Raw genomic sequence first — 21,198 nt, 5'->3', positions numbered from 1 at the left:
TGATACGTTTACATGCCTAGAAAAAGTAACGCGAATACCAAAAAAATAAATACCTCTTCTAAAAAAGAAAAATTACAAGAGTTTTTTAGCAACAGACAAACCCAGACTATTTTTGGAGTATTTGTGTGTTTGTTGGCTATTTATCTGTTTACTTCTTTTATTTCTTTCTTTTTTACATGGAAAGCAGACCAGAGTAGCTTGTCTCAGTTTGGTGATAAAACCGTAGCTGCCAAAAATATTTTAGGTAAATTGGGTGCCTACTTTAGCCACTTTTTTATTTATAAAGGTTTTGGAATTGCAGCATTGGCTATTCCTCTACTTTTGTTTTTTACAGGATTTTATATTCTATTAAAAAAATCCATCAAAAAAGTATTTAAAGCTTGGAACTGGGGGTTGTTAGGCTTGTTATTTAACGCAACCTTATTAGGATTTCTTGCACATAAAAACGCATTAATTGCAGGTACAGTGGGTGTAGAACTTAATAGCTATTTACGTCCGTATTTAGCCTCTTTCGGTTTGTTAATTGTACTTCTTTTTGGATACATTTCCTATGCCGTTTTACGTTTTAAAATTACCCCTGAACGTATTCAGAGTTGGTTTCCTAAAAAAGAGGCTATTGATGCTTTAAAGGCTGAAATGAAATCAAAGAAACCTACAACAAAAGAGCATACAACACATCAACCCGAAGAAACAGAAAATCCTGCTCTAAAAAAATCAAAACCCAAAGAAACAGCTGTAGAACTGAACCCTAAAGACTTAGAGGTTACCAATAAAGAATCTGACCCTATAGTAAAAGAGAACATCATTTCTTTGGATGAGTTTAAAGAAACTGATAAACCGTTGTCTAGCTTTGAAATGGCTGTGAAAAATGTTTCTCCTACCATTGCCAATCACTCTAGCATTCAAAAAAAGGAAGCCACTAAAGAAACATCAAAAGATGAAAAATCAAGTGATTTTACGGTAGAACAAACCAAAAAAGAAGAAACAACAGAACAAAATCTTTCGGATAAACTGGTAAAAGACTTTGGAGAATTTGACCCTACCTTAGATTTGGGCAATTTTAAATTCCCAACCCTAAATTTATTAAAAGAGTATGACGAAAGTATATCTGTAGACGGTGAAGAATTAGAAGCCAATAAAGATAGAATTGTAGAAACGCTAAACAATTACAAAATTGGAATTGCACAAATCAAAGCTACTGTTGGTCCTACCATTACTTTATACGAAATTGTACCAGAGGCTGGAATTAGAATTTCAAAAATTAAGAACCTAGAAGATGATATTGCTTTGTCTTTGTCTGCTTTGGGGATTCGTATTATTGCTCCCATTCCTGGTAAAGGTACTATTGGTATAGAGGTTCCTAATAAAAAAGCCAATATCGTTTCTATGAATTCGGTGATTGCTTCTAACAAATTCCAACAATCTAAAATGCAACTGCCCGTGGCCTTGGGAAAAACCATTTCTAACGAAACTTTTACGTTCGATTTGGCAAAAGCCCCACACCTATTAATGGCTGGTGCTACAGGACAAGGAAAATCAGTAGGTTTGAATGCAATTTTAACATCACTCCTTTACAAAAAACATCCAGCCGAAATCAAACTGGTCTTGGTAGATCCTAAAAAGGTAGAATTGACTTTGTTTAATAAAATTGAACGTCATTACCTAGCCAAATTGCCCGATACCGAAGAAGCCATTATTACAGATACAACCAAAGTGGTACATACTCTTAATTCTTTGTGTATAGAAATGGACAATCGTTACGATTTGCTAAAAAACGCCATGGTTCGTAACATCAAAGAATACAACGAAAAGTTTAAACAACGAAAATTGAATCCAAATGATGGGCACCACTTTTTGCCCTATATAGTTTTGGTAATTGATGAATTTGCCGATTTGATTATGACGGCTGGTAAAGAAGTAGAAACTCCTATTGCTCGTTTGGCTCAACTTGCCAGAGCTATTGGAATACATTTAATTGTAGCAACGCAAAGACCTTCTGTAAATGTTATTACAGGAATTATTAAGGCCAATTTTCCATTACGAATTGCATTTAGAGTAACTTCTAAGATTGATTCTAGAACAATTTTAGACGCTCCAGGTGCAGATCAGCTTATTGGTCGTGGAGACTTATTAATTTCTAGTGGTAATGATCTTAAACGTGTACAATGTGCTTTTGTAGACACGCCCGAAGTTGAGAAAATCACAGACTTTATCGGATCGCAAAGAGCTTACCCAGAAGCTTATCAACTTCCTGAATATGTAGACGAAGATGGAAATGGTACAGAACTTGATATCGACATAAAAGACAGAGATAAATTATTTAAAGAAGCTGCCGAAGTAATTGTAACAGCCCAGCAAGGATCAGCTTCTTTATTGCAAAGAAAATTAAAATTAGGCTATAACAGAGCAGGTAGATTGATTGATCAATTAGAAGCAGCTGGCATTGTAGGTCCTTTTGAAGGAAGCAAAGCTAGGCAAGTTTTAGTAAGCGATTTGGTTGCTTTAGAACAGTTATTAGCCAACGAACAAAACAATTAAACTCATGAAAAAAATAATTATTACTGTGGTATGCTTAGGAATGCAAGCCTTAACTTTTGGACAAAACAATCCTAAAGCAGAAGCCATTTTAAACAAAGTAAGTAGCACCTTAGAAAAACAACAAAATATTAGCTTAGAGTTTTCTCATACTCTAGAAAACAAAATGGTAGACATTAAGCAAACAAGTAAAGGTTCTGCTACTATACAAGGAGATAAATACGTAGTGCATTACTTAAATAATGTAATTCTGTTTGATAACAAAAATACATACATTATCTCTCCAGAAAACGAAGAAGTAAATATTACTTCTGTTACCGAAAACGAAGACCAAAGCTTAACACCATCAAAAATGTTGTCTTTTTACAAAAAAGGATACACTTACCAATTGTTAAACAAAAATGGAAATATTCAAAACATCAAATTAATTCCTACAGAAAAGTCTGAAGAAGTATCTCATATTATTCTTGGAGTTGATACAGTAAAAAACCAAATCACCTCTTTATTAGAAGTAGGTAAAAACGGAACCAATACTAGTTTTACTATTACCAGCTACAAAACCAATCAAAATTTAGCTGACAACACTTTTGTATTTAACAGACAAAAGTATATAGATTTGGACTACTATATTAATGAATAAGCTACAGTTTCCTTTTGAAAACACTTGATAAATACCTTATTAAAAGTTTTTTAATTCCTTTTACAACCTCTTTTCTTATTGTGGTGTTTGTGTTGGTTATGCAAGCACTATGGTTGGTTTTTGATGACATTGCTGGAAAAGGAATTGAAATTGTTATAATTTTTAAATTTTTATGGTACATGTGCTTGTTTGTAACACCACAAGCACTGCCAATTTCGGTGTTGTTATCTTCCATCATGACTATGGGGAACTTAGGAGAACAATACGAATTAGCCGCCATTAAGTCTGCTGGAATTTCTTTTTATCGATTTTTAAGACCTTTAATTCTTACGGTAGGAATTATCTCTGTGGCCAATTATTTTTTAATCAACTATACCTATCCTTATGCCAGTTTAAAACAAAAAAACCTAATTCTGAACATCAAAAAAACACAACCCACACTCGCCTTGGTCGAAGGTAGTTTTAATGATGAAATTCCTGGATACAGCATTAAGTTTGAAAAAAAATATGGAGAAGAAAACAATCTATTAAAAGACGTTTTAATTATTGACACCAAAGGAAACAAAGAAGATCATATTACAATTACAGCCAAAAAAGGTAAAATAACTACTGAAGAAGGTAGTAAATACATGACCTTGGTATTGGAAGACGGCTATTATTTTGAAGACCATACTAGTGCCAAAAACAAAGACAAAGAAATGATGCCTGCTTCAATGGCTAAGTTTGATAGGTATACTGTAAACATAGATATTTCAGACCTGACAAGTGCAGATTTGGAAGAAGAAAAATACAAGTATCATTACACCATGAAAAATATGTCGCAATTAAGTGCTAGTTCTGATAGCCTAAAAGCAACGTACGACTTGTATTTAAAATCAAAATATCAGTCTATGCAAGCACACATACAAACCAAAAAAATGTCCGAAGCCATAGACACTACCAAAGTAAAAACAAAAAAAATAGTCCCAAAAACCTTAAATAATTTTGATATAATCACCCAAAGAACCATTTTGCAACAAGCGAAAAGCACTGTAGAAAGCAAAATTAGAAATATACAGAGTTATAAAGACTATTTTAAAAGAAGACGTAAAGACCTAAACAACCACGACTATCAATACCATTTTATTCTAACCAGTGCCCTTTCATGCTTGCTACTCTTTTTTGTAGGAGCATCCTTAGGATCGTTGATTAGAAAAGGAGGGTTTGGAATGCCTATGATTGTAGCCATTATTGTTTATGTTGCCTATCATTTTACCAACACCTTTGGTAAAAACATGGCCGAAGAAAGTAGTATTACCGCTATTTTAGGAGGTTGGCTAGGAACACTTGTCATGACCCCTTTGGCAGTTACTTTTACGATTAGAGCCTCTAAAGACAGAGGGTTTATTAATTTTGATGTAATTTTGACCCCATTTAAAAAGTTATTCAGCAAACTCAAAAAATCCAATGAGTAATACAGATCACAAAATAAAACTAAATAGCATACAAGAAGCCATAGAAGACATCCGAAACGGAAAAATGGTTATTGTGGTAGATGATGAAGACAGAGAAAATGAAGGAGATTTTATTGCTGCCGCAGAAAAAGTTACTCCAGAAATGATCAACTTTATGGCCCAATACGGTCGTGGGTTAATTTGTGCACCTCTAATTGAAGAACGTTGTCAGGAACTAGGCCTAAACATGATGGTAAATGACAATACCGTACTTCACAACACCCAATTTACCGTATCTGTAGATTTAATTGGGCATGGTTGCACCACAGGAATCTCTGCACATGATAGAGCAAAGACCATCTATGCTTTGACACAAAAAGAAACCAAACCTACAGATTTAGGAAGACCAGGACATATTTTTCCTTTAAAAGCAAAAGAAGGAGGAGTATTGCGTAGAACAGGACATACAGAAGCTGGTGTCGATTTGGCCAGACTAGCTGGATTGAAACCAGCTGCTATTTTGGTCGAAATTTTAAACGAAGACGGAAGTATGGCTCGTTTGCCACAACTAAAAGAGGTTGCCGAAAAATTCGATTTAAAATTAATTTCTATAGAAGACTTAGTCTCTTACAGAATGCAACATGACTCTTTGATTGAAAAAATTGAAGATTTTGATGTAAAAACTCGTTTTGGTACGTATCGATTAAGAGCATATACCCAAACAACCAACAACCAAATACACATTGCACTAACCAAAGGAACCTGGAATAGTAATGAAAACGTACTTTGCAAAGTAACGTCCAACTCTTTTGGCAACGATATCTTGAATACTTTAGTTAACGAACCAGGAGACAAACTTGCCAGAGTATTTAATAAAATAGAAGAAGAAGGAAAAGGAGCAGTTGTTTTTATCAATCAAGAACAACTTACCTTTAACTTAGCCCAACGATTAAAAGAGCTTAAATCACTACAAAAAGGTGAAAGCACTTCAGAACCATCTACTACTCCTATGGACGAAAAAGATTTTGGAATAGGAGCTCAAATTTTACACAATATAGATATTAGAAATGTAAAGTTGATGACCAACTCTCCGGCTCAAAAAAAACGTGTGGGTATTACTGGTTATGGACTTAAAGTTGTGGATAGAATTAACTATTAATAACACATATTCTTTAGTTTAAAAAAGCTTGAAATTATAAATTTCAAGCTTTTTTAAGTTTTAGACATAAAAAAAACCTCTCTATAAAAGAGAGGTCTTGCAACGGGTGAATGATGGGATTCGAACCCACGACCCCCGGAACCACAATCCGGTGCTCTAACCAACTGAGCTACAATCACCATTAGCGCGCGTTTGCGTTAGCGGTTGCAAATATAAGAGCTTTGTTTGTTTTGACAAAGAAAAAAATTAAAAAATATCTGATATTTTTTTAACAGCTACGTAACGTTCTGTGTTAAAACCTTCTGCGTAAGACACACCAACCAACCTTCCTAAATCTTTGGCTCTATAACTAACACTTTCAAAAAAATTCTTACTTGTTATTGGCGATTCTGGCTCTTGGCTATTCGGATCATAAAACTGAGACTTAAAAGCTTTAATAGCATTTTCTTTTACATCCATATAATCAGAAATGTCTACTACAAAATCTGGTTTTATATCTTTCCACTGAATGTAATGATATACGTTCTTAGGTCTCCATGCTTCTTGATCCCCATAACCGACATCTGTTTTAATAGCTCTTAACCCTGCTAAGAAACAAGCATCCGAAGCTAATTTACTTGCCTTGGCATGATCGGGGTGTCTATCGTCTATTGCGTTGCATAGTACAATATCAGGCTGATACTTTCTAATTACTTCTACAATTTTTAACTGATACTCTTTGCTATTTTCTAAAAAACCATCGGGTAAACCTAAGTTTTCTCTTAGCATTACTCCTAAAATACCTGCAGCTGCCTCTGCTTCCATAGCACGAATTTTTGGGGTTCCTCTGGTACCTAATTCTCCTTGCGTTAAATCCAAAATTCCTACCATTTTTCCTTCAGCAATTTCTTTGGCCAAAGTTCCTCCGCAACCTAACTCAACATCATCTGGATGTGCTCCTATGGCTAAAATATCTAACTTTATATTCATAATTAATCATTTTCAATCCAACTTATAATGGCTGGATCATTGGGTTTTATTTTTGGTTGTATTACTTTTTGTAATTGTCCGTTTCTTCCAAATAAATACTTTTGAAAATTCCATTGCACTTTAGAACTCTTAACTCCGTTAAATTGTTTGTGTGTTAAAAACTGATAAATTTCGGCTTGTTCCTTTCCTCTCACCTCAACTTTCTCCATCATAGGAAATGTAACTCCATAATTCAATTGGCAAAATTCTTGAATTTGCTCTGAATCTCCTGGTTCTTGATATAAAAAATTATTTGATGGAAAACCAATGATTATAAAGTTCTTGGTATCTTTATAATTCTCATAAATTTCTTGTAATTGTTGGTACTGAGGTGTCAAACCACATTTGGATGCTGTGTTTACAATCATCACTTTTTTTCCTTTTAAATCTGCAAATTTAAAAGGTGTTCCCTTTAAATCTTTTACCACAAAATCATACAAAGAGGTTTTGGTATTGGATAACGGATAGGTTTTGTTCTTTTTGTAAATCCATAAAGACACAAAAAGCAAAAATATAACTATTAGAATTGCATAAATCATCATCTAAGTTTTAAAAAATGAGTCTGGTATATTAGTCGTTATCAAAACTAGTAAATTTCATATAATTCTATAGAAATGTTCTTATTTTTGAAGCATGGTAAAAGTAGTAATTTTAGGTGCAGGCAATGTAGGATGGCACTTGATACTAGAATGTATGCGACAACCTTCTGTTGATTTGGTTCAGATTTACTCTAGAACTACAGAGGTGTTACAAAAGCAATTTCCTAGCATAGAAATAATCCAACAAACAAAGCATTTAAAAAAAGCTGATATATACCTAATTGCATTGCCTGATGATGTTATTGAAAATCTTTATTTACCTGCATTAAACGGGCTGGTGGTACATACATCCGGAACTAAAAGTTATCAAGCAATTAATGCAAAAAAAAGAGGTGTTTTTTATCCTTTGCAAAGTTTTAGTAAATCTAAAAAAGTACAGTTCTCAACACTTCCTTTATGTATAGAGACAGAACACAAAGAAGATGAATTTTTTTTATTGAATTTTGCAAAATTATTCTCTAACACAGTCCAAGTTATTAATGGTAAACAAAGAGCAAAACTACATCTTGCTGCTGTATTTGCCAACAACTTTAGCAATCGTATGTTTGCTATTGCTTATGATTTGTGCAAAACCAATAACATTGACTTTAAAATTTTACAACCCTTACTGAACGAAACTTTAGATAAAGCTTTTGTAATGCCACCGCATCTGGCACAAACAGGACCAGCGGTAAGAAACGATAAAAAAACAATTGCACATCACCTTTCTCAGCTTGATGGTATTAACCAAGATATTTACAAACTAATAACACAATCAATACAAGAAAAAAATGGATAAGAGTTATAAAGAATTACTAAACAACATAAAAGCATTTATTTTTGATGTAGACGGTGTGTTGACAGACGGAACCGTTACTGTTTTTCCTGATGGAGAATTGGTAAGAAAAATGAATATTAAAGATGGATATGCTTTAAAATCTGCAATTGATGCTGGATATCCTGTCTGTATTATTTCAGGAGGAAGCAACGAGGCCGTTAAAACTCGTTTAAAAAACTTAGGACTAACTGATGTATATTTAGGGGTACATGATAAAATAGAAACCTACTATCAAATTCTAGACATGTACCAACTAAAACCCGAAGATGTGGTTTATATGGGTGATGATATTCCTGATTATCCTGTAATGGAAAAAGTAGGTTTGCCCTGTGCTCCGCAAGATGCTGCTGCAGAAATTAAAGGAATTGCCAAATACATTTCTCATAAAAAAGGGGGAGAAGGTTGTGCTCGAGACATTATAGAACAAGTAATGAAAGTTCAGAATAAATGGAAAGGTAAGTTTTATGCAAAATTTGATTAAACAGCATAGCCCTAATACTAAATAATTAGGGCTGTGTTATTTTTGAAATGTGTTAAATCTTAGCCATCTGTTCTTTTAGGTAACTTGCATAGCGACTAAGTTCGTGAGGTACATTTGCATTTTTTTCCATATCATGAAAATGCAAAGAAGACAAATGTTTCATGCCTAAAAATTGATTCATTTTATGAAACCCAAACAAGATTCCATCATCTACTGTAGTTTGATTAAAAAACTCTCCTTCCCATTCAAATGCTTCCTTGGGTGCATTCCAGCTAGTAGTAACTATGTATTTTTTTCCGTGTAGATTTCCACCTGTTCCGTAGTTAATTGCAGGATTAGTTCTGGTTCTTCCATCACTATGATACAATCCTTTTTGATGCCCTGCTGTTAATACCTGATCTAAATACTGTTTAAACCCAAATGGCAACTGAAACCACCAAATAGGAGTATGATAGATAATTACATCTGCCCATTTCCATTTTTCAACTTCTTCCTCTAAGTCATAGTCCTCTCCTACCTCGGTTGTTTTTACAGAGAATGGATGAACAGCATTTTCTAAAATTTCTTTTGTTGTGGTTAATAATGTTTGATTAAATCTTCCTGGTGAATGTGCAAAAGGATGACCTCCATTGATAATAAGTATCTGTTTCATTAATTATGTTCGTTTTTTATGACACTTCAAAATTACAGATTCCCAAACTATTACAATCATAATACTTTTTATAGATTTGTATTAAAATAATAATATGATCAACCTAGAATGGTATCGTACTTTTGTAGCAGTCTACGACCATAAAACTTTAACCAAAGCAGCTGCTTATCTTTATGCCTCTCAGCCTGGTGTAAGTGTGCATTTAAATGCTTTGGAAAGTTATGTAGGAAAAAAATTATTTGAAAGAAGTTCTAGAGGGATGCTGCCTACAGAAGATGGAAAACAATTATACAATTATATTTCTGATGCTTTAAAAAAACTAGAAAAAGCAGAGCATCATTTTAAAAAAACCTCTAAAGATGCAGTACCGTCTTTAAATATAGGTATGTGTACAGAAACTTTTCAGACCATACTAGAAACAGAAATTTCGCAATTAGATTTTGATTTGGTTGCTAAATTTGGAGAACATCCTTTTTTATTAAAAGATTTAGAAAACGGTATTTTGGATTTGGTCATTACTCCTAAACAACATAAAAATCAACATAAAACTTCCAGCTATCAGGCTTTTGCCAAAGAAACGATTGTATTAATTGCAGGAAACAAAACTCCACTTACTACTATTTATAAACTGATTGAGAATAGAGAAATATCCGAATTAGAAAACTATTTAAAACGAGAAACATGGTATTCTGCCTCTAATGAAATGGCACATTTTAATCGGTTCTGGCACGAAAATTTTCACAAACGTCCTGATTTTAAACCCAATTATATTTTACCAAATATTTCTTCTATTATTCGATGTTTGGAAAACAATCATGGATTTGCTATTGTTCCCGATTTTTTAATTCAAAACTCCCTTAAAAACGGTAGCATTCAACAGGTTTGGAAAGGGAACAAAGAAGTGTCTAACATTTTGTATTTTGCTACTCGAAAAAACGTTCAACATCAAAAAGAAATAGATTTTATTAAAGAAATTTTTAGACGTAAAATGGGAAGTTCTTTAAAAACGAATTAAACATATATTTAGTTTTTGATTGTTTAGAAACAAGTACATTCGCAAAAATCATTATTGTTGTAAGTGAGAGCGAACCTACAATTTACATACATCTTTTTACTAATTGCCATTTACAGTATGGGGATTGGTCTAAAAAATTATGATGATGCCTCAATTTTTATAATAAATTCTTCAGAGCACACAAAAGTAAGTGTAAAAAATGCAGCAAACAAATCTGCAGATATTCATCACTTACAAAGCACTAACAATCTTACAGAAGTCTCTGAATACAACGAAAGTTACCCTAACTTTTTTTCTGAAAAAACTACTGTTACAACTACCACACAGCCAATTACTTTTTTTCATGTTGGTTACAAACAATACATACATAGGTTACAAAACAGACTGATAAAATCTAGAAAAAACAACCTATTTTTTCCTTTTCATAATTTTTGGTAAATCCTTCCTAACATTCGTCGTCTTTAGTATATAGATGTTCACTTTTACAGTAAACATCTGTACAATTATTTACATTAATTATTACACTATTATGGATTTAGGAACCTTAGTTATAGGGATGTTTTGCGTGGCTATTTGTGCTTTGCCATTTGTACTTACATCTTCATCAAAAAAAAGAAAAGAAAAAGAAATATTTCAACAGTTAGAAAGATTGGCTAGTAAGCACAATTGTCATATTAGTCAGTACGAACATTGCGGAAATTACGCAATAGGATTGGATGAAACTAAAAAACACGTATTTTTTCTGCAAAGAATCAAAGAGCAAAAACATGCACAATGGGTAGATTTAAAAGCCGTTAAAAGTTGTTCTTTGGTTACCACTTATGTTTCTGGTGTGGCAGATAAAAGAATGGTAAACACTTTAGAGCTGCAATTTACACCAAAGTCTACAGGCAATCTTGTTTGCATGGAGTTTTACAATCATGATTTAAACTATCAGTTTAATGGAGAGCTTCAATCTATACAACATTGGAATCAAAAAATAAATCAATTGATTTTGTTACTTAAACCAGCAGCTTAACTAAAAAGGTCGTCTATAACTAAGACGACCTTTTGCTTTTATGGTATTAAATTTTCAGGAATTTTTAATTTCCTATCGTGAGATCCTTTGGCAAAATTACTAATATGATAACTATTGGCTTGAGACCAATCACACTCTACTCTTCCATCGCCTAAAACTATGTTCCCTAACTTAGTTCTAAACCAAGCAGCCAGTTTTCTGTACTTTTTATCTGCAGCTACGTTGTTTTGCTCTAAAGGATCTTTATTAAGATTGTACAATACCAATTCTGCTTGTTCTAAAGGGCAATTTAAAGCCCATTTTACATTTTTGTTTGGCACTAATTTTTTCCAATTATCAGGTCTAGTTTTCATGGAAAAAGCAAAATCTTTGGTTCTTAAATAGGCTCTATGTCCAACAATCACGTTTGTCTCTCCTACAATATAATCACGATTTTCTGTTTTGTTAATAAGGTTGAATAAATTAATTCCGTCCAGATAATCATATTCAGAGTTTTCTATAGGCACACCTGCTGTTTTTAAAATGGTAGGAGCAGCATCTACATACTCTACCAAATCTGTATTTACTATATTTTCAGGAACCTTAGTTTTGTCTGATGAAACCATAATTACTGCTCCCTGAGTAGATTTGCTCCAAGGGCCAAATTTAGCTTCAATTCCTTGCTCTCCCAAATGCCATCCATGATCTCCTACAACAAAAACAATTAAGTATTCTTGATGGTTCTTTTTGCTATAGTTTTTAAACGCCTCCACAGCATCACCAATCAACGCATCACCATAAGCACAATACGCATAATAATCTTGTATTGCTTGTTGCTTTTCTTTATCGGTCATATCCGTCATGTTTAGCACCTTATACAACTTATGTAACTGTGGCGTAAAGGTTGCTTTTTCTTTTTCGCTAAATGCAGGTACTTTGTATTTTTTCTTTTTGAATTTATCTCTAAATAACTTTGGGGGCAATACGGGTGTGTGTGGCAAATGAAACCCTAGGTTAACCATTACTGGCTTGTTGCTATCTACTCCTTTTTTGTTTTTTCCATACGTGTTGGTAAACGTTTTATTTTGATTTTGTAAGTACAATTTAAACTCTTCTACAATTTTTCCATCAATGGTTTGTCCTGCTGGCATAGGATTTTCACCTCCAATAATTAAATCTTTGTTTCCACTGCGGGTATACGAACGTAAAATTTCGTACTTCTGTTCCATTTTTTTTCTAATAGCAAGATCTTGTTCACTTACACTACCTTGTCCCTTTCTTTTGTTTAACAAGTATTGAACTACCTTTCCATCTGGAGTTTTTACTCTTTCTTCTGTACCTATCATTTTCCATGTACCTGGAATGTAAGCTGGTTGAGCCCAATAATCTCCGATATCATTTTTTTGTAAATCGTGTTTAAAACTTACTTTATAGTTATACAAACCTGGATCTTTAAAAGTTTGTCCTGGTCCCCAGTCAAAAATATAAGCCCCGTCTTTACCAAAAGAAGCTGTGGTATATCCTTGTTTTTGTAAAGTTTGTGGTACGGCCGGCTTTACAAAATCTGGCTGTTGATGTGTTTGCTCAAATTGATAGTGTCCATTTCTAAAAGGGTAACGTCCGCTAATCATAGAACCTCTAGATGGCCCACATACAGGAGAGTTGGTATATGCGTTTACAAACAACACCCCCTCTTGTGCCAACTTATCTATATTGGGTGATGAAACGTAGCCTAGTTTGCTATATTTTTCTCCTGTTGTTGCTTTGTTATAGCATTGTAAAGCATCTACTCTATGATCGTCTGTAATGATCCATAAAATATTTGGTTTCTGTTGTGCCGAAACCCATGATGCACAACACAACATGGCAAGTAATAATTTATTCATTTTAATATACTTTAGTTTTATTTATCAAAATCAAATATATAAGAATTGATAAACAAACTATGTAACGAATGAACAAGTTGAGTTTAAATAAAGTAGCAATACCACTAGACCTGTGATAGATTTTTATCAAACTATTATAAAAACTTTTTTTTTAAGCATCCGAATCTCCCGACATCAAACTAGATATTACGTGATATTTAGGAAATTGATCTAAAATAATTTTGATAATAACGGTAATAGGAATAGATAAAATCAAGCCTGGAATTCCCCAAATGTACCCCCAAAACATAAGCATTACTAAAATGGTGATTACGTTTATAGAAAACGTTTTTCCCATAAAAATAGGCTCTAAAACACTTCCAAAAACTACTTGAACTCCAGAAATAGTTATTACAAAAAACAACAATGTGCTCATAGCATCAATTTCTACCAAAGCAAATACAGATAGTAAAATGATGGAAACAATAGAACCAATCATCTGAATAAAATTAAGTAGAAAAGCCAACAAGCCCCAAAAAATAGGAAAACTTACATCAAAAAACACGCAAGCTAAACTAAATCCTACTCCTGTAAAAAAACTGATTACAAACTTTACTTTAACAAAGGTAATGATGTCTTTTTCTATTTTTCTAAATGTTTTTACAGAAGCATGTTTTAGTTTAAAAACAGCACTGTTTAGTAGTTTTTCTACATTGATGGACCCTGCCAAAAGTAAGATGGCAAAAAATAAGGTCATTAAAGTTCTAGAAACCAAATTTCCTAAAAAATCTAAAGATGGAACTATTTTTCCTGTAACACTACTTCCTTTAAAATAATGCTTTAACACCGAAGTGTTTTCATGACGTTCAATACCCAAAGCATTTTCCATCATTACTACCAAGTCTACAATTTTGGTTTCAGCCTTTTCAAAAAAACTACTTTGACTTCCTAAAATTTCATTGCTAGACAATTGTATCAATTCCGAACCTACCTTAAATACTCCTGCAATAATTAAAAGCACACTAATAATAGCCAATGTTTTGGGTAATTTTCGTTTGGCAAACCATCTCATCAAAGGCAAAAATAACAAGGCTATAAACATAGCCAAAACCAAGGGTATAAAGATAAAAGACAAGGTTTTCATTAAAAAAAGTATCAACGTAATCACAATGATAAACAGTAATAAGTTGGTGGTTTTTAAGTCTTTCATAGAATAGTATTAGTTGCGTATTGCTATTTTTTTTTAGCCCTACAAAAATACGTAATAAGAATGTTCTTTTTTGATTTTTGATAGAAATTAATTCACAAAAACAAATCAATATGCATCGACATCTATGTTGATTCTAATACTTCTAAATCGACCAATAGATTCAAACATTACACGCACTTTTTTTATGTACTCTTTGGTAGCTTGTAAAGATTGTTGCGGAGGAATTTTAATTATTAATTGTTTTATATACATATTTCTTACCCTACCTACAGAAGGTACTGTTGGTCCTAATAAATTTTTTCCAAAACTATTGCCCAAAGACTTAGACAACCAATCTGATCCTTGATCTAGTAAATTGTAATCTTTGTGTTTTAGCGTAATTTGAATTAATCGATAATGTGGTGGATAATGAAAATTTCTTCTTTCGTGATATTGTTCTTTAAACATTTCTTCGTAGCCATTGGTGGTAACTTGTTGTAGTATTTGGTGATAAGGATTAAAAGATTGTATAAAAACCTTTCCTTGTTTGGTTCCCCTACCAGCTCTTCCTGCCACCTGTGTTAGCATTTGAAAACTACGTTCGTGAGCTCTAAAATCGGGGAAATTAAGCATGTTATCTGCGTTCAAAACTCCTACCAAGCTAACATTGCTAAAATCTAAACCTTTAGACAGCATTTGCGTACCCACCAAAATATCTATTTCTGCAGATTGAAATGCTTCAATTATTTTTTGATAACCATATTTTCCTCGTGTGGTATCTAAGTCTAACCTTCCTATTTTGTGATTTGGAAACAACCCTAACAACTCTTGTTCTATTTGTTCGGTACCAAAACCTTTGCTAGACAAATCAGTACTTCCGCAAGCATCGCATTGTCTTGGAATAGCTCTGTGGTAACCACAATAATGACAGCAGAGTTCTTTTTTAAATTTATGTTCTGTTAAACTAACATCGCAATTAGGACATTGAGGAGCTACTCCACAAGTATTACACTCTAGCATAGGAGCATAACCTCTTCGGTTCTGAAACAAGATAATTTGTTCTTTTAACTCCAATGCAGCTTCCATTTCTTGCAACAAAACATCAGAAAAATGTCCTGTCATACGTTTTTTTCTGTGTTTTTCTTTGATATCTATTAACGCTATTTTAGGTAGTTGAATTGCACCATATCTTCGTTTTAGAACCACCAAACCATACTTGTCTATTTTAGCATTGTAATAAGACTCTAAACTTGGAGTTGCAGATCCAAGTAAAATTTTAGCTTTTTGTTTTTTAGCTAAAACAATTGCGGTGTCTCTTGCATGATATCTTGGTGCTAGATCAAATTGTTTGTAAGAAGTTTCGTGTTCTTCATCGGCAATAATTAGTCCTAAATTAGTAAAAGGAAGCAGGGTTGCAGATCGAGTACCTAATACAATTTTTGCTTTAGGAGATTGCTCTAATATTTGATACCAAACTTCAGCTCTCTCATTCAGCGAATACTTGGAATGGTAAACCGCTAATTCATCACCAAAAAATTTTTGTAATCTAAAAATTAACTGCGTGGTTAATGCAATTTCTGGAACCAAAAACAGTACTTGTTCTCCTCTATCAATTGCTTGTTGTATTAAATGAACATAAATCTCGGTTTTTCCACTACCTGTTACACCGTGAAACAAACAAACTTCTTTTTCTAAAAACTGAGCTTTTATTTTTGACAAAGCCTCTACCTGCTCTTCACTTAAAACAGGTATTTTAGCACTAGCCTCTCCAAAAGAAACTCGATCTGTTTGTAAATGGTAAACTTCTAAAACCTCTTTATTTTCTAAACCTTTACAAACCGCTGCACTTATTTCTGAACTTTCTAACAGTTCTTTTTTGGTAATGGGTACTGCTTGTTTTTTAGCTTTTAGTGTAAAGTAGTGCAAAACCAAAGCTCGTTGTTTTTCTGACCTAGATAAAAAAGACAACAATTCTTGTAGTTTGTCTGCAGATTCCCATTGCGATGCCAACCGAATATAAGCCACCATTTTAGGTTGGTATTGTTCGTAAATTTCTTCTTTTAGTTGGATTGCTTCTTTAGCAATCATGTTTTTTAAAATAGGAAACACACTTTTTTTAGAAAGCATCTTCATTACTTGAGATACGGTAACTTGAGATTGCTTTTGCAAAGTTTCATAAATTAGATATTCATCTGCTGATAATTCATCGACTTCTTGAAACTTGGTATTCGGTAAAACCAGCGTTTCACTTTCTAACAAAAAAACAGAAGGGAAGGCAGCTCTTAAAACCTCTCCTAAAGAACACATATAATAACTGGCTATCCATTCCCACAAAGCTAGTTGTGTATTGCTTATCAAAGGACTGTCATCTAATATTTGATAAATATCTTTGGCATCGTAAGCTTTGGGTTCTTGCTCGTGAATTTTATATACAATTCCTGTCTGAATCTTATTTTTTCCAAAAGGAACAGCCACTCGCATTCCTACTTTTAAAAAATCAGCTTCATATTCAGTAATTCTGTAAGTAAACTGTTTTTCTAGTGGAATGGGCAGAATGATATCAACAAAATACGTTTGAAATAACACAGATTCTTTTTTTGCAAAAGCAAAGATAGTGTTTTCGTCACGTCCTAAAAACCTCTAATGTTTAAATAACAACTATCCAAGACTAGAAATACATCATATAAATTATTGTTAAAAAAATGACTGAAAATAGTATTAAATTGGTTGCTATAGCGGTATACAGCAGGTCTTTCCTTTTCATATAATACAAAATTCCCATCACTATCAACTGAACGGTAATTAATATTATAATTGGAATTTTTAACACATTTACAAACCAAGCAAATCCTTCGGAAGACTCTTTTAATTCCTTCCATCGGTCTAAAAAACTTAGCAGTAAAACAGTAGGTATTCTCATAGCTTGCATACATTGTAAGTACCCTTAAAACTAAAGGTTTTTTTAGCAAAAATCACATATTTCAATCAAAAAAAATTCAACCAAAATCAACAGAGTTTAGCATCAATATCAACTCGTTGAATTTAGGAATTATTCTGATAAATATTTATCTATCTTAGATTATGATCCTTTGTTAAAACTTCCAGTAAGTGTATAAACCCAGTCCGTAGTTCAAGGTCACTTCGTTGTCTATTAAATTTTGATCCAGAGGCAGTTGTGCATTGACTCCAACAACTAGCTTTTCGGTTTCTAGCTGAACTCCCATATTTGCATTGGTCATATAACCTTTGGTTCGTTCATCAACAATATCAAATCTTTCCGAGGCCAAAAAGTGATCGTAACTAAATCCCACAATTGGTGCTACGCTCATACCCGTTGCAACGGAAAATACATAGGATGTATTTATATTGATTTGTGTTTGGTTACCAAACTTAAACTCGTCCTTATTTTTACCTTTTAAAAAGTACATAGCACTTAAACTAACAGACCATTGGTTTACATTGTAATTGTATTGTAAAGGCAATAACAAATCCCAACTTCCTGTTCCCAACTGTGCTGCAGAAGTTTGGTTAAGGCTAGAGTTTTTTAGATCAAACTCCCCTGTGGGCATTTTAACCCCAGCTCCAATCCTTAAACTATGATTGCTCTTTGCAGACAATACATTGTATAACCCTACCAAACTAACATCTCCTATACCATTATTGCTAAATTTACCAGAACTCTTATAACGATTGTTAAATCGGTATGGTAAAGTAGCACTTACTTGGAACGCATCTGTTATTTGATATTGTCCTGTTAAACTCAATGTATTTACATGATCATCTGCTAAGGGAATATTAGGATTGGCATTGCTTTGGATGTATTGAAAATGCATATAATTGTAGGTAAAACCTATGTAATTTCCGCCTAAAACATTGGCAAAACTACTGCTGTTTCCAGAGCCACATCCGCAGACATCGCAGGCATGCAATTGGATTGTTGTAAGGGCTATTAAGCCCATAATTATTTTATTCAGGTTTTGCAAAACGCTTATCATTTATAAATTCGTAATCTGTTAAAGTTTCCAAAAAAGCTAATACGGCTGTTTTTTCTTCTTCTGTCATTGGAATTCCCAAAATTTCTTTTCCGTTTACGGTCTGAATCAGTCGGTCATCCAAGTTTTTCATCTTGGTTATTTTAGGGAATGTATCATCGTCATAAAAGTTCAATACCATTTTTAAGCTCACTATTCTACCATCGTGCATATAAGGAAACGTAACTTTTACATTACGCAAACTCGGCACTTTAAATTGGTAATAATCGTCTCGCTGTTTTAACTCCTCTACCGTAGCAAAAGGGTTGGGTGATGTAATTCTAGCTCTTCCTGTTTCTGTAGGCAAAGCAGGATTTTCTCCAATACCATTATTAATATACTCCTGATTGGTAAACAATTCACCACTATGGCAGGTAGCACACTTTTGCTGAAACAAAACCAAACCTTTTTTTTCTAACTCGGTAAACGTTCCTCCTGCTTCTCCTCGTACGTACTTATCGTATTTTGAGTTGGATGATACCATAGCTCCCATAAACTGTTCTAAAGCACTTAATATATTTACACTACTAATGGCATCTTCTTTTTGAAAAACCTTCTGAAACAATTCTGGATAGACAGCATCAGCTTTTAACTTTGCCACTACATTCTTCATGGTTTCATCCATTTCTACTTTTTCTGTAATAGGAATCAACGGTTGATCGAACAATTGATTTTTAGATCCATCCCAAGTAAAATCTTTCATAAAAGCTAGATTTTGTGTAGGCTGAGAATTTCTTGTTCCTGTAACCCCTGCATGGACTCCTTCACTTAAATTATGTCCATGATGTGTAAATGCATGAGATTGATTGTGGCATTCTGCACAGCTAATGCTATTGTTTAAAGATAATTTGTTATCATAAAACAACTTCCGTCCTAACACAAACCCCTCTGTAGTGATGTTGTTATTTTTAAAATTGTAAGTAGGTTCTGGAAAATTTTCGGGTTGTTTAAAAGCAATTTCAAAAGGTTCAATATCAATTTCATGCTCACTACAACCAGACACCATTAACCACACTGTTACAATAACTAATGTGTATTTCATACATAGAAAATAAAACAATCACAGCTGGCTGTACAGCTGTGATTGTTAGGTGTTGATTAATGTGTGTGATTGTGGCTGTGTCCGTCTCCTTCAGAATGATCGTGTTCTTCTACATCTTCTAAGTTGATGGCTTCTTCATTTGCGTGCAAGTGATCTATCACAATGCTATTGGCAAAATTATCTGCATAATTTATAGCATTTTCATCAGAACCTCCATGAGCTGCAACCCCATCAAAAGGTACAAATTGTCCAGGCTCGTTAGGATTAAATATTTTTTCGATAAATACTTTTAAATGCACACTTGGTGAAATTTTTGTAGCCACTGTTAAATTTTCTGGAAACTCTAAATTTACCACTCTAGAACCTACAAAGTTTTCACCTTTGTCCCCAATGTGAATTTGTAAATTGGTTGGTGTAGTACTAGCAGTATTTGTATTAGAACCTTCTATTTTAGAAAAAATATACGAGTTTGGGTTCCAATCCCAATGCATGTCTGCTTCGGCCAATTCCATTAATCTTTCTTGTGCTTCTGCAGCTCCTTCTGCGACCTCTTTGCTTACTCCTACAGTAAAAGTTATTTTTTTGTAGCTTCCGTTAGGAATTCCAGTAAAATACGTTTTTACAATTCCATTGTCATCTGAATGATCTAAATCTACCAATTGAGCTCCTACATTGTTAGGAATTTCATACTCACTACCGTCAGTTGCAGTTACTTTTACATCAGAAATAATGTATTTTAACTTGGTTAGCTTAATACTTTGGTCTTGATTTTCTTTGTCTTTTAAGGTTAATAATTCTCCTAACCTTAACGAGTGATCAAATTTTACAACTGCAGAAACATGAGTTCCTTCTGATTTTTTATCATCGATGTTATCGTCATCGTTGTTACAAGAAAATAAAGTAATAGCGGTAAAGGCTAGTAAAGCCGTTTTTTTTAAGTTGTACATTTTTATATTAATTTTTAAATCAAATAAGTAATTCATACCTCTCCTTAATGGAGAGAATCGTAAAAAAAAGACACAGTGGTGTCTGTTGAGATTTAAAAATTAGACCATAGGTGGTTTAAGCACTTTGGAACACAATAAAAATTGATATGTAAATTGATAGCTGTAATTAAATGTAGCAAATACATCTTGAGCCACTGGAATTTCAGTAGGTGTAATAGTTTGAAAATATACAGGAAAAAAAGCAGTAGCAAGTTCAACAATCGCTTTGGAAGTATCTGCTTTTTCATTAACCGGATTTAATTGCTTGGCTAAATGACATTGTCCATTACATTGCAATTGTGGTTTGTCTGTATTGACACAATATTTTTCAATGATTTCTTTTACATGTGTTTCATAATAGGCTACTGTTCCTACAAAATATGCAGGTCTTGCAGCCAAAGCGATGAATAATATGTAAACAAAAATCCTTTTTAACATTGCGACGCAAATATAAAAAGGATTTTGATGCTATAATATATTTTTAGAAAAAATAAATTAGTTTGTAAGAACGAGCCTGGCTGGACTTAAATGCGGATGTTTGTAAACATATCCATTTAACCATAGCCTTAACTCTTGTAACTCATGCGGTAATAAACGCTCTGTTGCCTTCTTCAATTCATTGACAAACAACGTAGTATCAAAACTTACCTTTTCTAATACTGTGAGCGTGTACTTATACATTTCTCTTGCCATTTTTTATAATTTTATCATAAATATAACCTCAAAAAATCAAAAATATTGTATTGTGA

General features: G+C 33.2%; 21 protein-coding genes and 1 tRNA gene. 9 read left to right on the top strand and 13 right to left on the bottom strand.

Annotation, left to right across the window (positions count from 1 at the left end; translation table 11 throughout):
• Positions 1-12: 12 nt before the first annotated feature.
• Genes FS85_RS0106915 through ribB form a run of 4 tightly spaced genes read left to right on the top strand, consistent with a single transcriptional unit; the run spans position 13 to position 5,767 of the window.
• Positions 13-2,538: an FtsK/SpoIIIE family DNA translocase gene (locus tag FS85_RS0106915; RefSeq protein WP_010135401.1), complete on the top strand. Its 2,526-nt coding sequence runs from the start codon at positions 13-15 to the stop codon at positions 2,536-2,538.
• Between the two features lie 4 nt (positions 2,539-2,542).
• Positions 2,543-3,175, top strand: coding sequence for a LolA family protein (locus tag FS85_RS0106910; protein ID WP_010135400.1), 633 nt, complete (start codon positions 2,543-2,545; stop codon positions 3,173-3,175).
• Between the two features lie 14 nt (positions 3,176-3,189).
• Positions 3,190-4,629, top strand: a complete 1,440-nt coding sequence (locus tag FS85_RS0106905; protein WP_010135399.1) for an LptF/LptG family permease — start codon at positions 3,190-3,192, stop codon at positions 4,627-4,629.
• Entirely contained in the window at positions 4,622-5,767 is a 1,146-nt protein-coding gene (gene ribB, locus FS85_RS0106900) for a 3,4-dihydroxy-2-butanone-4-phosphate synthase (RefSeq protein ID WP_010135398.1), read from the top strand. The genes FS85_RS0106905 and ribB overlap by 8 nt, the downstream gene beginning before the upstream one ends.
• A 104-nt stretch (positions 5,768-5,871) precedes the next feature.
• Here the strand turns inward: ribB and FS85_RS0106895 are convergent.
• The 3 genes from FS85_RS0106895 to FS85_RS0106885 all read right to left on the bottom strand — a co-directional run bounded on the left by FS85_RS0106895 (position 5,872) and on the right by FS85_RS0106885 (position 7,314).
• Positions 5,872-5,947, bottom strand: a tRNA-His gene (locus FS85_RS0106895).
• Between the two features lie 66 nt (positions 5,948-6,013).
• Positions 6,014-6,736, bottom strand: a complete 723-nt coding sequence (gene bshB1 / locus FS85_RS0106890; protein WP_010135397.1) for a bacillithiol biosynthesis deacetylase BshB1 — start codon at positions 6,734-6,736, stop codon at positions 6,014-6,016.
• A 2-nt stretch (positions 6,737-6,738) separates the two neighbouring features.
• On the bottom strand, positions 6,739-7,314 hold the full coding sequence (locus FS85_RS0106885; RefSeq protein WP_010135396.1) for a glutathione peroxidase: 576 nt from the start codon (positions 7,312-7,314) through the stop codon (positions 6,739-6,741).
• Positions 7,315-7,408: 94 nt separating this feature from the next.
• Here FS85_RS0106885 and FS85_RS0106880 point away from each other — a divergent pair, with 94 nt between their 5' ends.
• Both FS85_RS0106880 and FS85_RS0106875 read left to right on the top strand, forming a co-directional pair.
• Positions 7,409-8,152, top strand: coding sequence for a Rossmann-like and DUF2520 domain-containing protein (locus tag FS85_RS0106880; protein ID WP_010135395.1), 744 nt, complete (start codon positions 7,409-7,411; stop codon positions 8,150-8,152).
• A complete protein-coding gene (locus FS85_RS0106875; RefSeq protein ID WP_010135394.1) occupies positions 8,145-8,672 on the top strand; it encodes a KdsC family phosphatase in 528 nt (175 codons plus the stop codon). The genes FS85_RS0106880 and FS85_RS0106875 overlap by 8 nt, the downstream gene beginning before the upstream one ends.
• 52 nt (positions 8,673-8,724) lie before the next feature.
• Here the strand turns inward: FS85_RS0106875 and FS85_RS0106870 are convergent, their stop codons facing one another.
• Positions 8,725-9,324: an NAD(P)H-dependent oxidoreductase gene (locus FS85_RS0106870; protein WP_010135393.1), complete on the bottom strand. Its 600-nt coding sequence runs from the start codon at positions 9,322-9,324 to the stop codon at positions 8,725-8,727.
• A 94-nt stretch (positions 9,325-9,418) separates the two neighbouring features.
• On the opposite strand from FS85_RS0106870, the gene FS85_RS0106865 reads away from it, so the two are divergent.
• The 3 genes from FS85_RS0106865 (at position 9,419) to FS85_RS0106855 (ending at position 11,357) form a co-directional block, all read left to right on the top strand.
• On the top strand, positions 9,419-10,339 hold the full coding sequence (locus FS85_RS0106865) for a LysR family transcriptional regulator (RefSeq protein WP_010135392.1): 921 nt from the start codon (positions 9,419-9,421) through the stop codon (positions 10,337-10,339).
• A gap of 63 nt (positions 10,340-10,402) precedes the next feature.
• Positions 10,403-10,777, top strand: a complete 375-nt coding sequence (locus tag FS85_RS0106860; RefSeq protein ID WP_010135391.1) for a hypothetical protein — start codon at positions 10,403-10,405, stop codon at positions 10,775-10,777.
• A gap of 91 nt (positions 10,778-10,868) precedes the next feature.
• Positions 10,869-11,357, top strand: a complete 489-nt coding sequence (locus FS85_RS0106855; protein ID WP_029489317.1) for a hypothetical protein — start codon at positions 10,869-10,871, stop codon at positions 11,355-11,357.
• 38 nt (positions 11,358-11,395) lie between these two features.
• On the opposite strand, the gene FS85_RS0106850 is transcribed toward FS85_RS0106855, so the two are convergent.
• The 9 genes from FS85_RS0106850 to FS85_RS0106810 all read right to left on the bottom strand — a co-directional run bounded on the left by FS85_RS0106850 (position 11,396) and on the right by FS85_RS0106810 (position 21,142).
• The gene (locus FS85_RS0106850) at positions 11,396-13,222 is read right to left on the bottom strand and encodes a sulfatase-like hydrolase/transferase (protein WP_010135389.1); all 1,827 of its coding nucleotides are present in this window, start codon (positions 13,220-13,222) and stop codon (positions 11,396-11,398) included.
• A gap of 151 nt (positions 13,223-13,373) precedes the next feature.
• Complete coding sequence (locus FS85_RS0106845) at positions 13,374-14,411, bottom strand: AI-2E family transporter (RefSeq protein ID WP_010135388.1); 1,038 nt, start codon at positions 14,409-14,411, stop codon at positions 13,374-13,376.
• A 105-nt stretch (positions 14,412-14,516) separates the two neighbouring features.
• The gene (gene priA / locus FS85_RS0106840) at positions 14,517-16,976 is read right to left on the bottom strand and encodes a replication restart helicase PriA (RefSeq protein ID WP_010135387.1); all 2,460 of its coding nucleotides are present in this window, start codon (positions 16,974-16,976) and stop codon (positions 14,517-14,519) included.
• Between the two features lie 82 nt (positions 16,977-17,058).
• Entirely contained in the window at positions 17,059-17,310 is a 252-nt protein-coding gene (locus tag FS85_RS0106835; protein WP_139062168.1) for a hypothetical protein, read from the bottom strand.
• Between the two features lie 172 nt (positions 17,311-17,482).
• A complete protein-coding gene (locus FS85_RS0106830; RefSeq protein ID WP_010135385.1) occupies positions 17,483-18,349 on the bottom strand; it encodes a transporter family protein in 867 nt (288 codons plus the stop codon).
• Between the two features lie 7 nt (positions 18,350-18,356).
• Positions 18,357-19,463 (bottom strand): cytochrome-c peroxidase, encoded by a 1,107-nt coding sequence (locus tag FS85_RS0106825; protein WP_029489315.1) that lies wholly within the window; start codon positions 19,461-19,463, stop codon positions 18,357-18,359.
• Between the two features lie 56 nt (positions 19,464-19,519).
• Positions 19,520-20,446 (bottom strand): MbnP family protein, encoded by a 927-nt coding sequence (locus FS85_RS0106820; RefSeq protein WP_029489314.1) that lies wholly within the window; start codon positions 20,444-20,446, stop codon positions 19,520-19,522.
• Between the two features lie 63 nt (positions 20,447-20,509).
• Positions 20,510-20,887, bottom strand: a complete 378-nt coding sequence (locus FS85_RS16100; protein WP_010135382.1) for a hypothetical protein — start codon at positions 20,885-20,887, stop codon at positions 20,510-20,512.
• A 57-nt stretch (positions 20,888-20,944) separates the two neighbouring features.
• The gene (locus FS85_RS0106810; protein ID WP_010135381.1) at positions 20,945-21,142 is read right to left on the bottom strand and encodes a hypothetical protein; all 198 of its coding nucleotides are present in this window, start codon (positions 21,140-21,142) and stop codon (positions 20,945-20,947) included.
• Positions 21,143-21,198 lie beyond the last annotated feature (56 nt).

The sequence above is a fragment of the Ochrovirga pacifica genome (assembly GCF_000220525.1).
GTDB classification, from domain to species: Bacteria; Bacteroidota; Bacteroidia; order Flavobacteriales; family Flavobacteriaceae; genus Ochrovirga; species Ochrovirga pacifica.
The sequence above is the reverse complement of the archived record's forward strand: the minus strand, read 5'-3'. Positions and strand labels throughout refer to the sequence as shown.

Coding starts and splice junctions, on each gene's coding strand:
- FS85_RS0106915 (WP_010135401.1), top strand. CDS start 13: ATGCCTAGAAAAAGTAACGCGAATACCAAAAAAATAAATACCTCTTCT.
- FS85_RS0106910 (WP_010135400.1), top strand. CDS start 2,543: ATGAAAAAAATAATTATTACTGTGGTATGCTTAGGAATGCAAGCCTTA.
- ribB (WP_010135398.1), top strand. CDS start 4,622: ATGAGTAATACAGATCACAAAATAAAACTAAATAGCATACAAGAAGCC.
- bshB1 (WP_010135397.1), bottom strand. CDS start 6,736: ATGAATATAAAGTTAGATATTTTAGCCATAGGAGCACATCCAGATGAT.
- FS85_RS0106885 (WP_010135396.1), bottom strand. CDS start 7,314: ATGATTTATGCAATTCTAATAGTTATATTTTTGCTTTTTGTGTCTTTA.
- FS85_RS0106880 (WP_010135395.1), top strand. CDS start 7,409: ATGGTAAAAGTAGTAATTTTAGGTGCAGGCAATGTAGGATGGCACTTG.
- FS85_RS0106875 (WP_010135394.1), top strand. CDS start 8,145: ATGGATAAGAGTTATAAAGAATTACTAAACAACATAAAAGCATTTATT.
- FS85_RS0106870 (WP_010135393.1), bottom strand. CDS start 9,324: ATGAAACAGATACTTATTATCAATGGAGGTCATCCTTTTGCACATTCA.
- FS85_RS0106865 (WP_010135392.1), top strand. CDS start 9,419: ATGATCAACCTAGAATGGTATCGTACTTTTGTAGCAGTCTACGACCAT.
- FS85_RS0106855 (WP_029489317.1), top strand. CDS start 10,869: ATGGATTTAGGAACCTTAGTTATAGGGATGTTTTGCGTGGCTATTTGT.
- FS85_RS0106850 (WP_010135389.1), bottom strand. CDS start 13,222: ATGAATAAATTATTACTTGCCATGTTGTGTTGTGCATCATGGGTTTCG.
- FS85_RS0106845 (WP_010135388.1), bottom strand. CDS start 14,411: ATGAAAGACTTAAAAACCACCAACTTATTACTGTTTATCATTGTGATT.
- FS85_RS0106835 (WP_139062168.1), bottom strand. CDS start 17,310: ATGAGAATACCTACTGTTTTACTGCTAAGTTTTTTAGACCGATGGAAG.
- FS85_RS0106830 (WP_010135385.1), bottom strand. CDS start 18,349: ATGGGCTTAATAGCCCTTACAACAATCCAATTGCATGCCTGCGATGTC.
- FS85_RS0106825 (WP_029489315.1), bottom strand. CDS start 19,463: ATGAAATACACATTAGTTATTGTAACAGTGTGGTTAATGGTGTCTGGT.
- FS85_RS0106820 (WP_029489314.1), bottom strand. CDS start 20,446: ATGAATTACTTATTTGATTTAAAAATTAATATAAAAATGTACAACTTA.
- FS85_RS16100 (WP_010135382.1), bottom strand. CDS start 20,887: ATGTTAAAAAGGATTTTTGTTTACATATTATTCATCGCTTTGGCTGCA.
- FS85_RS0106810 (WP_010135381.1), bottom strand. CDS start 21,142: ATGGCAAGAGAAATGTATAAGTACACGCTCACAGTATTAGAAAAGGTA.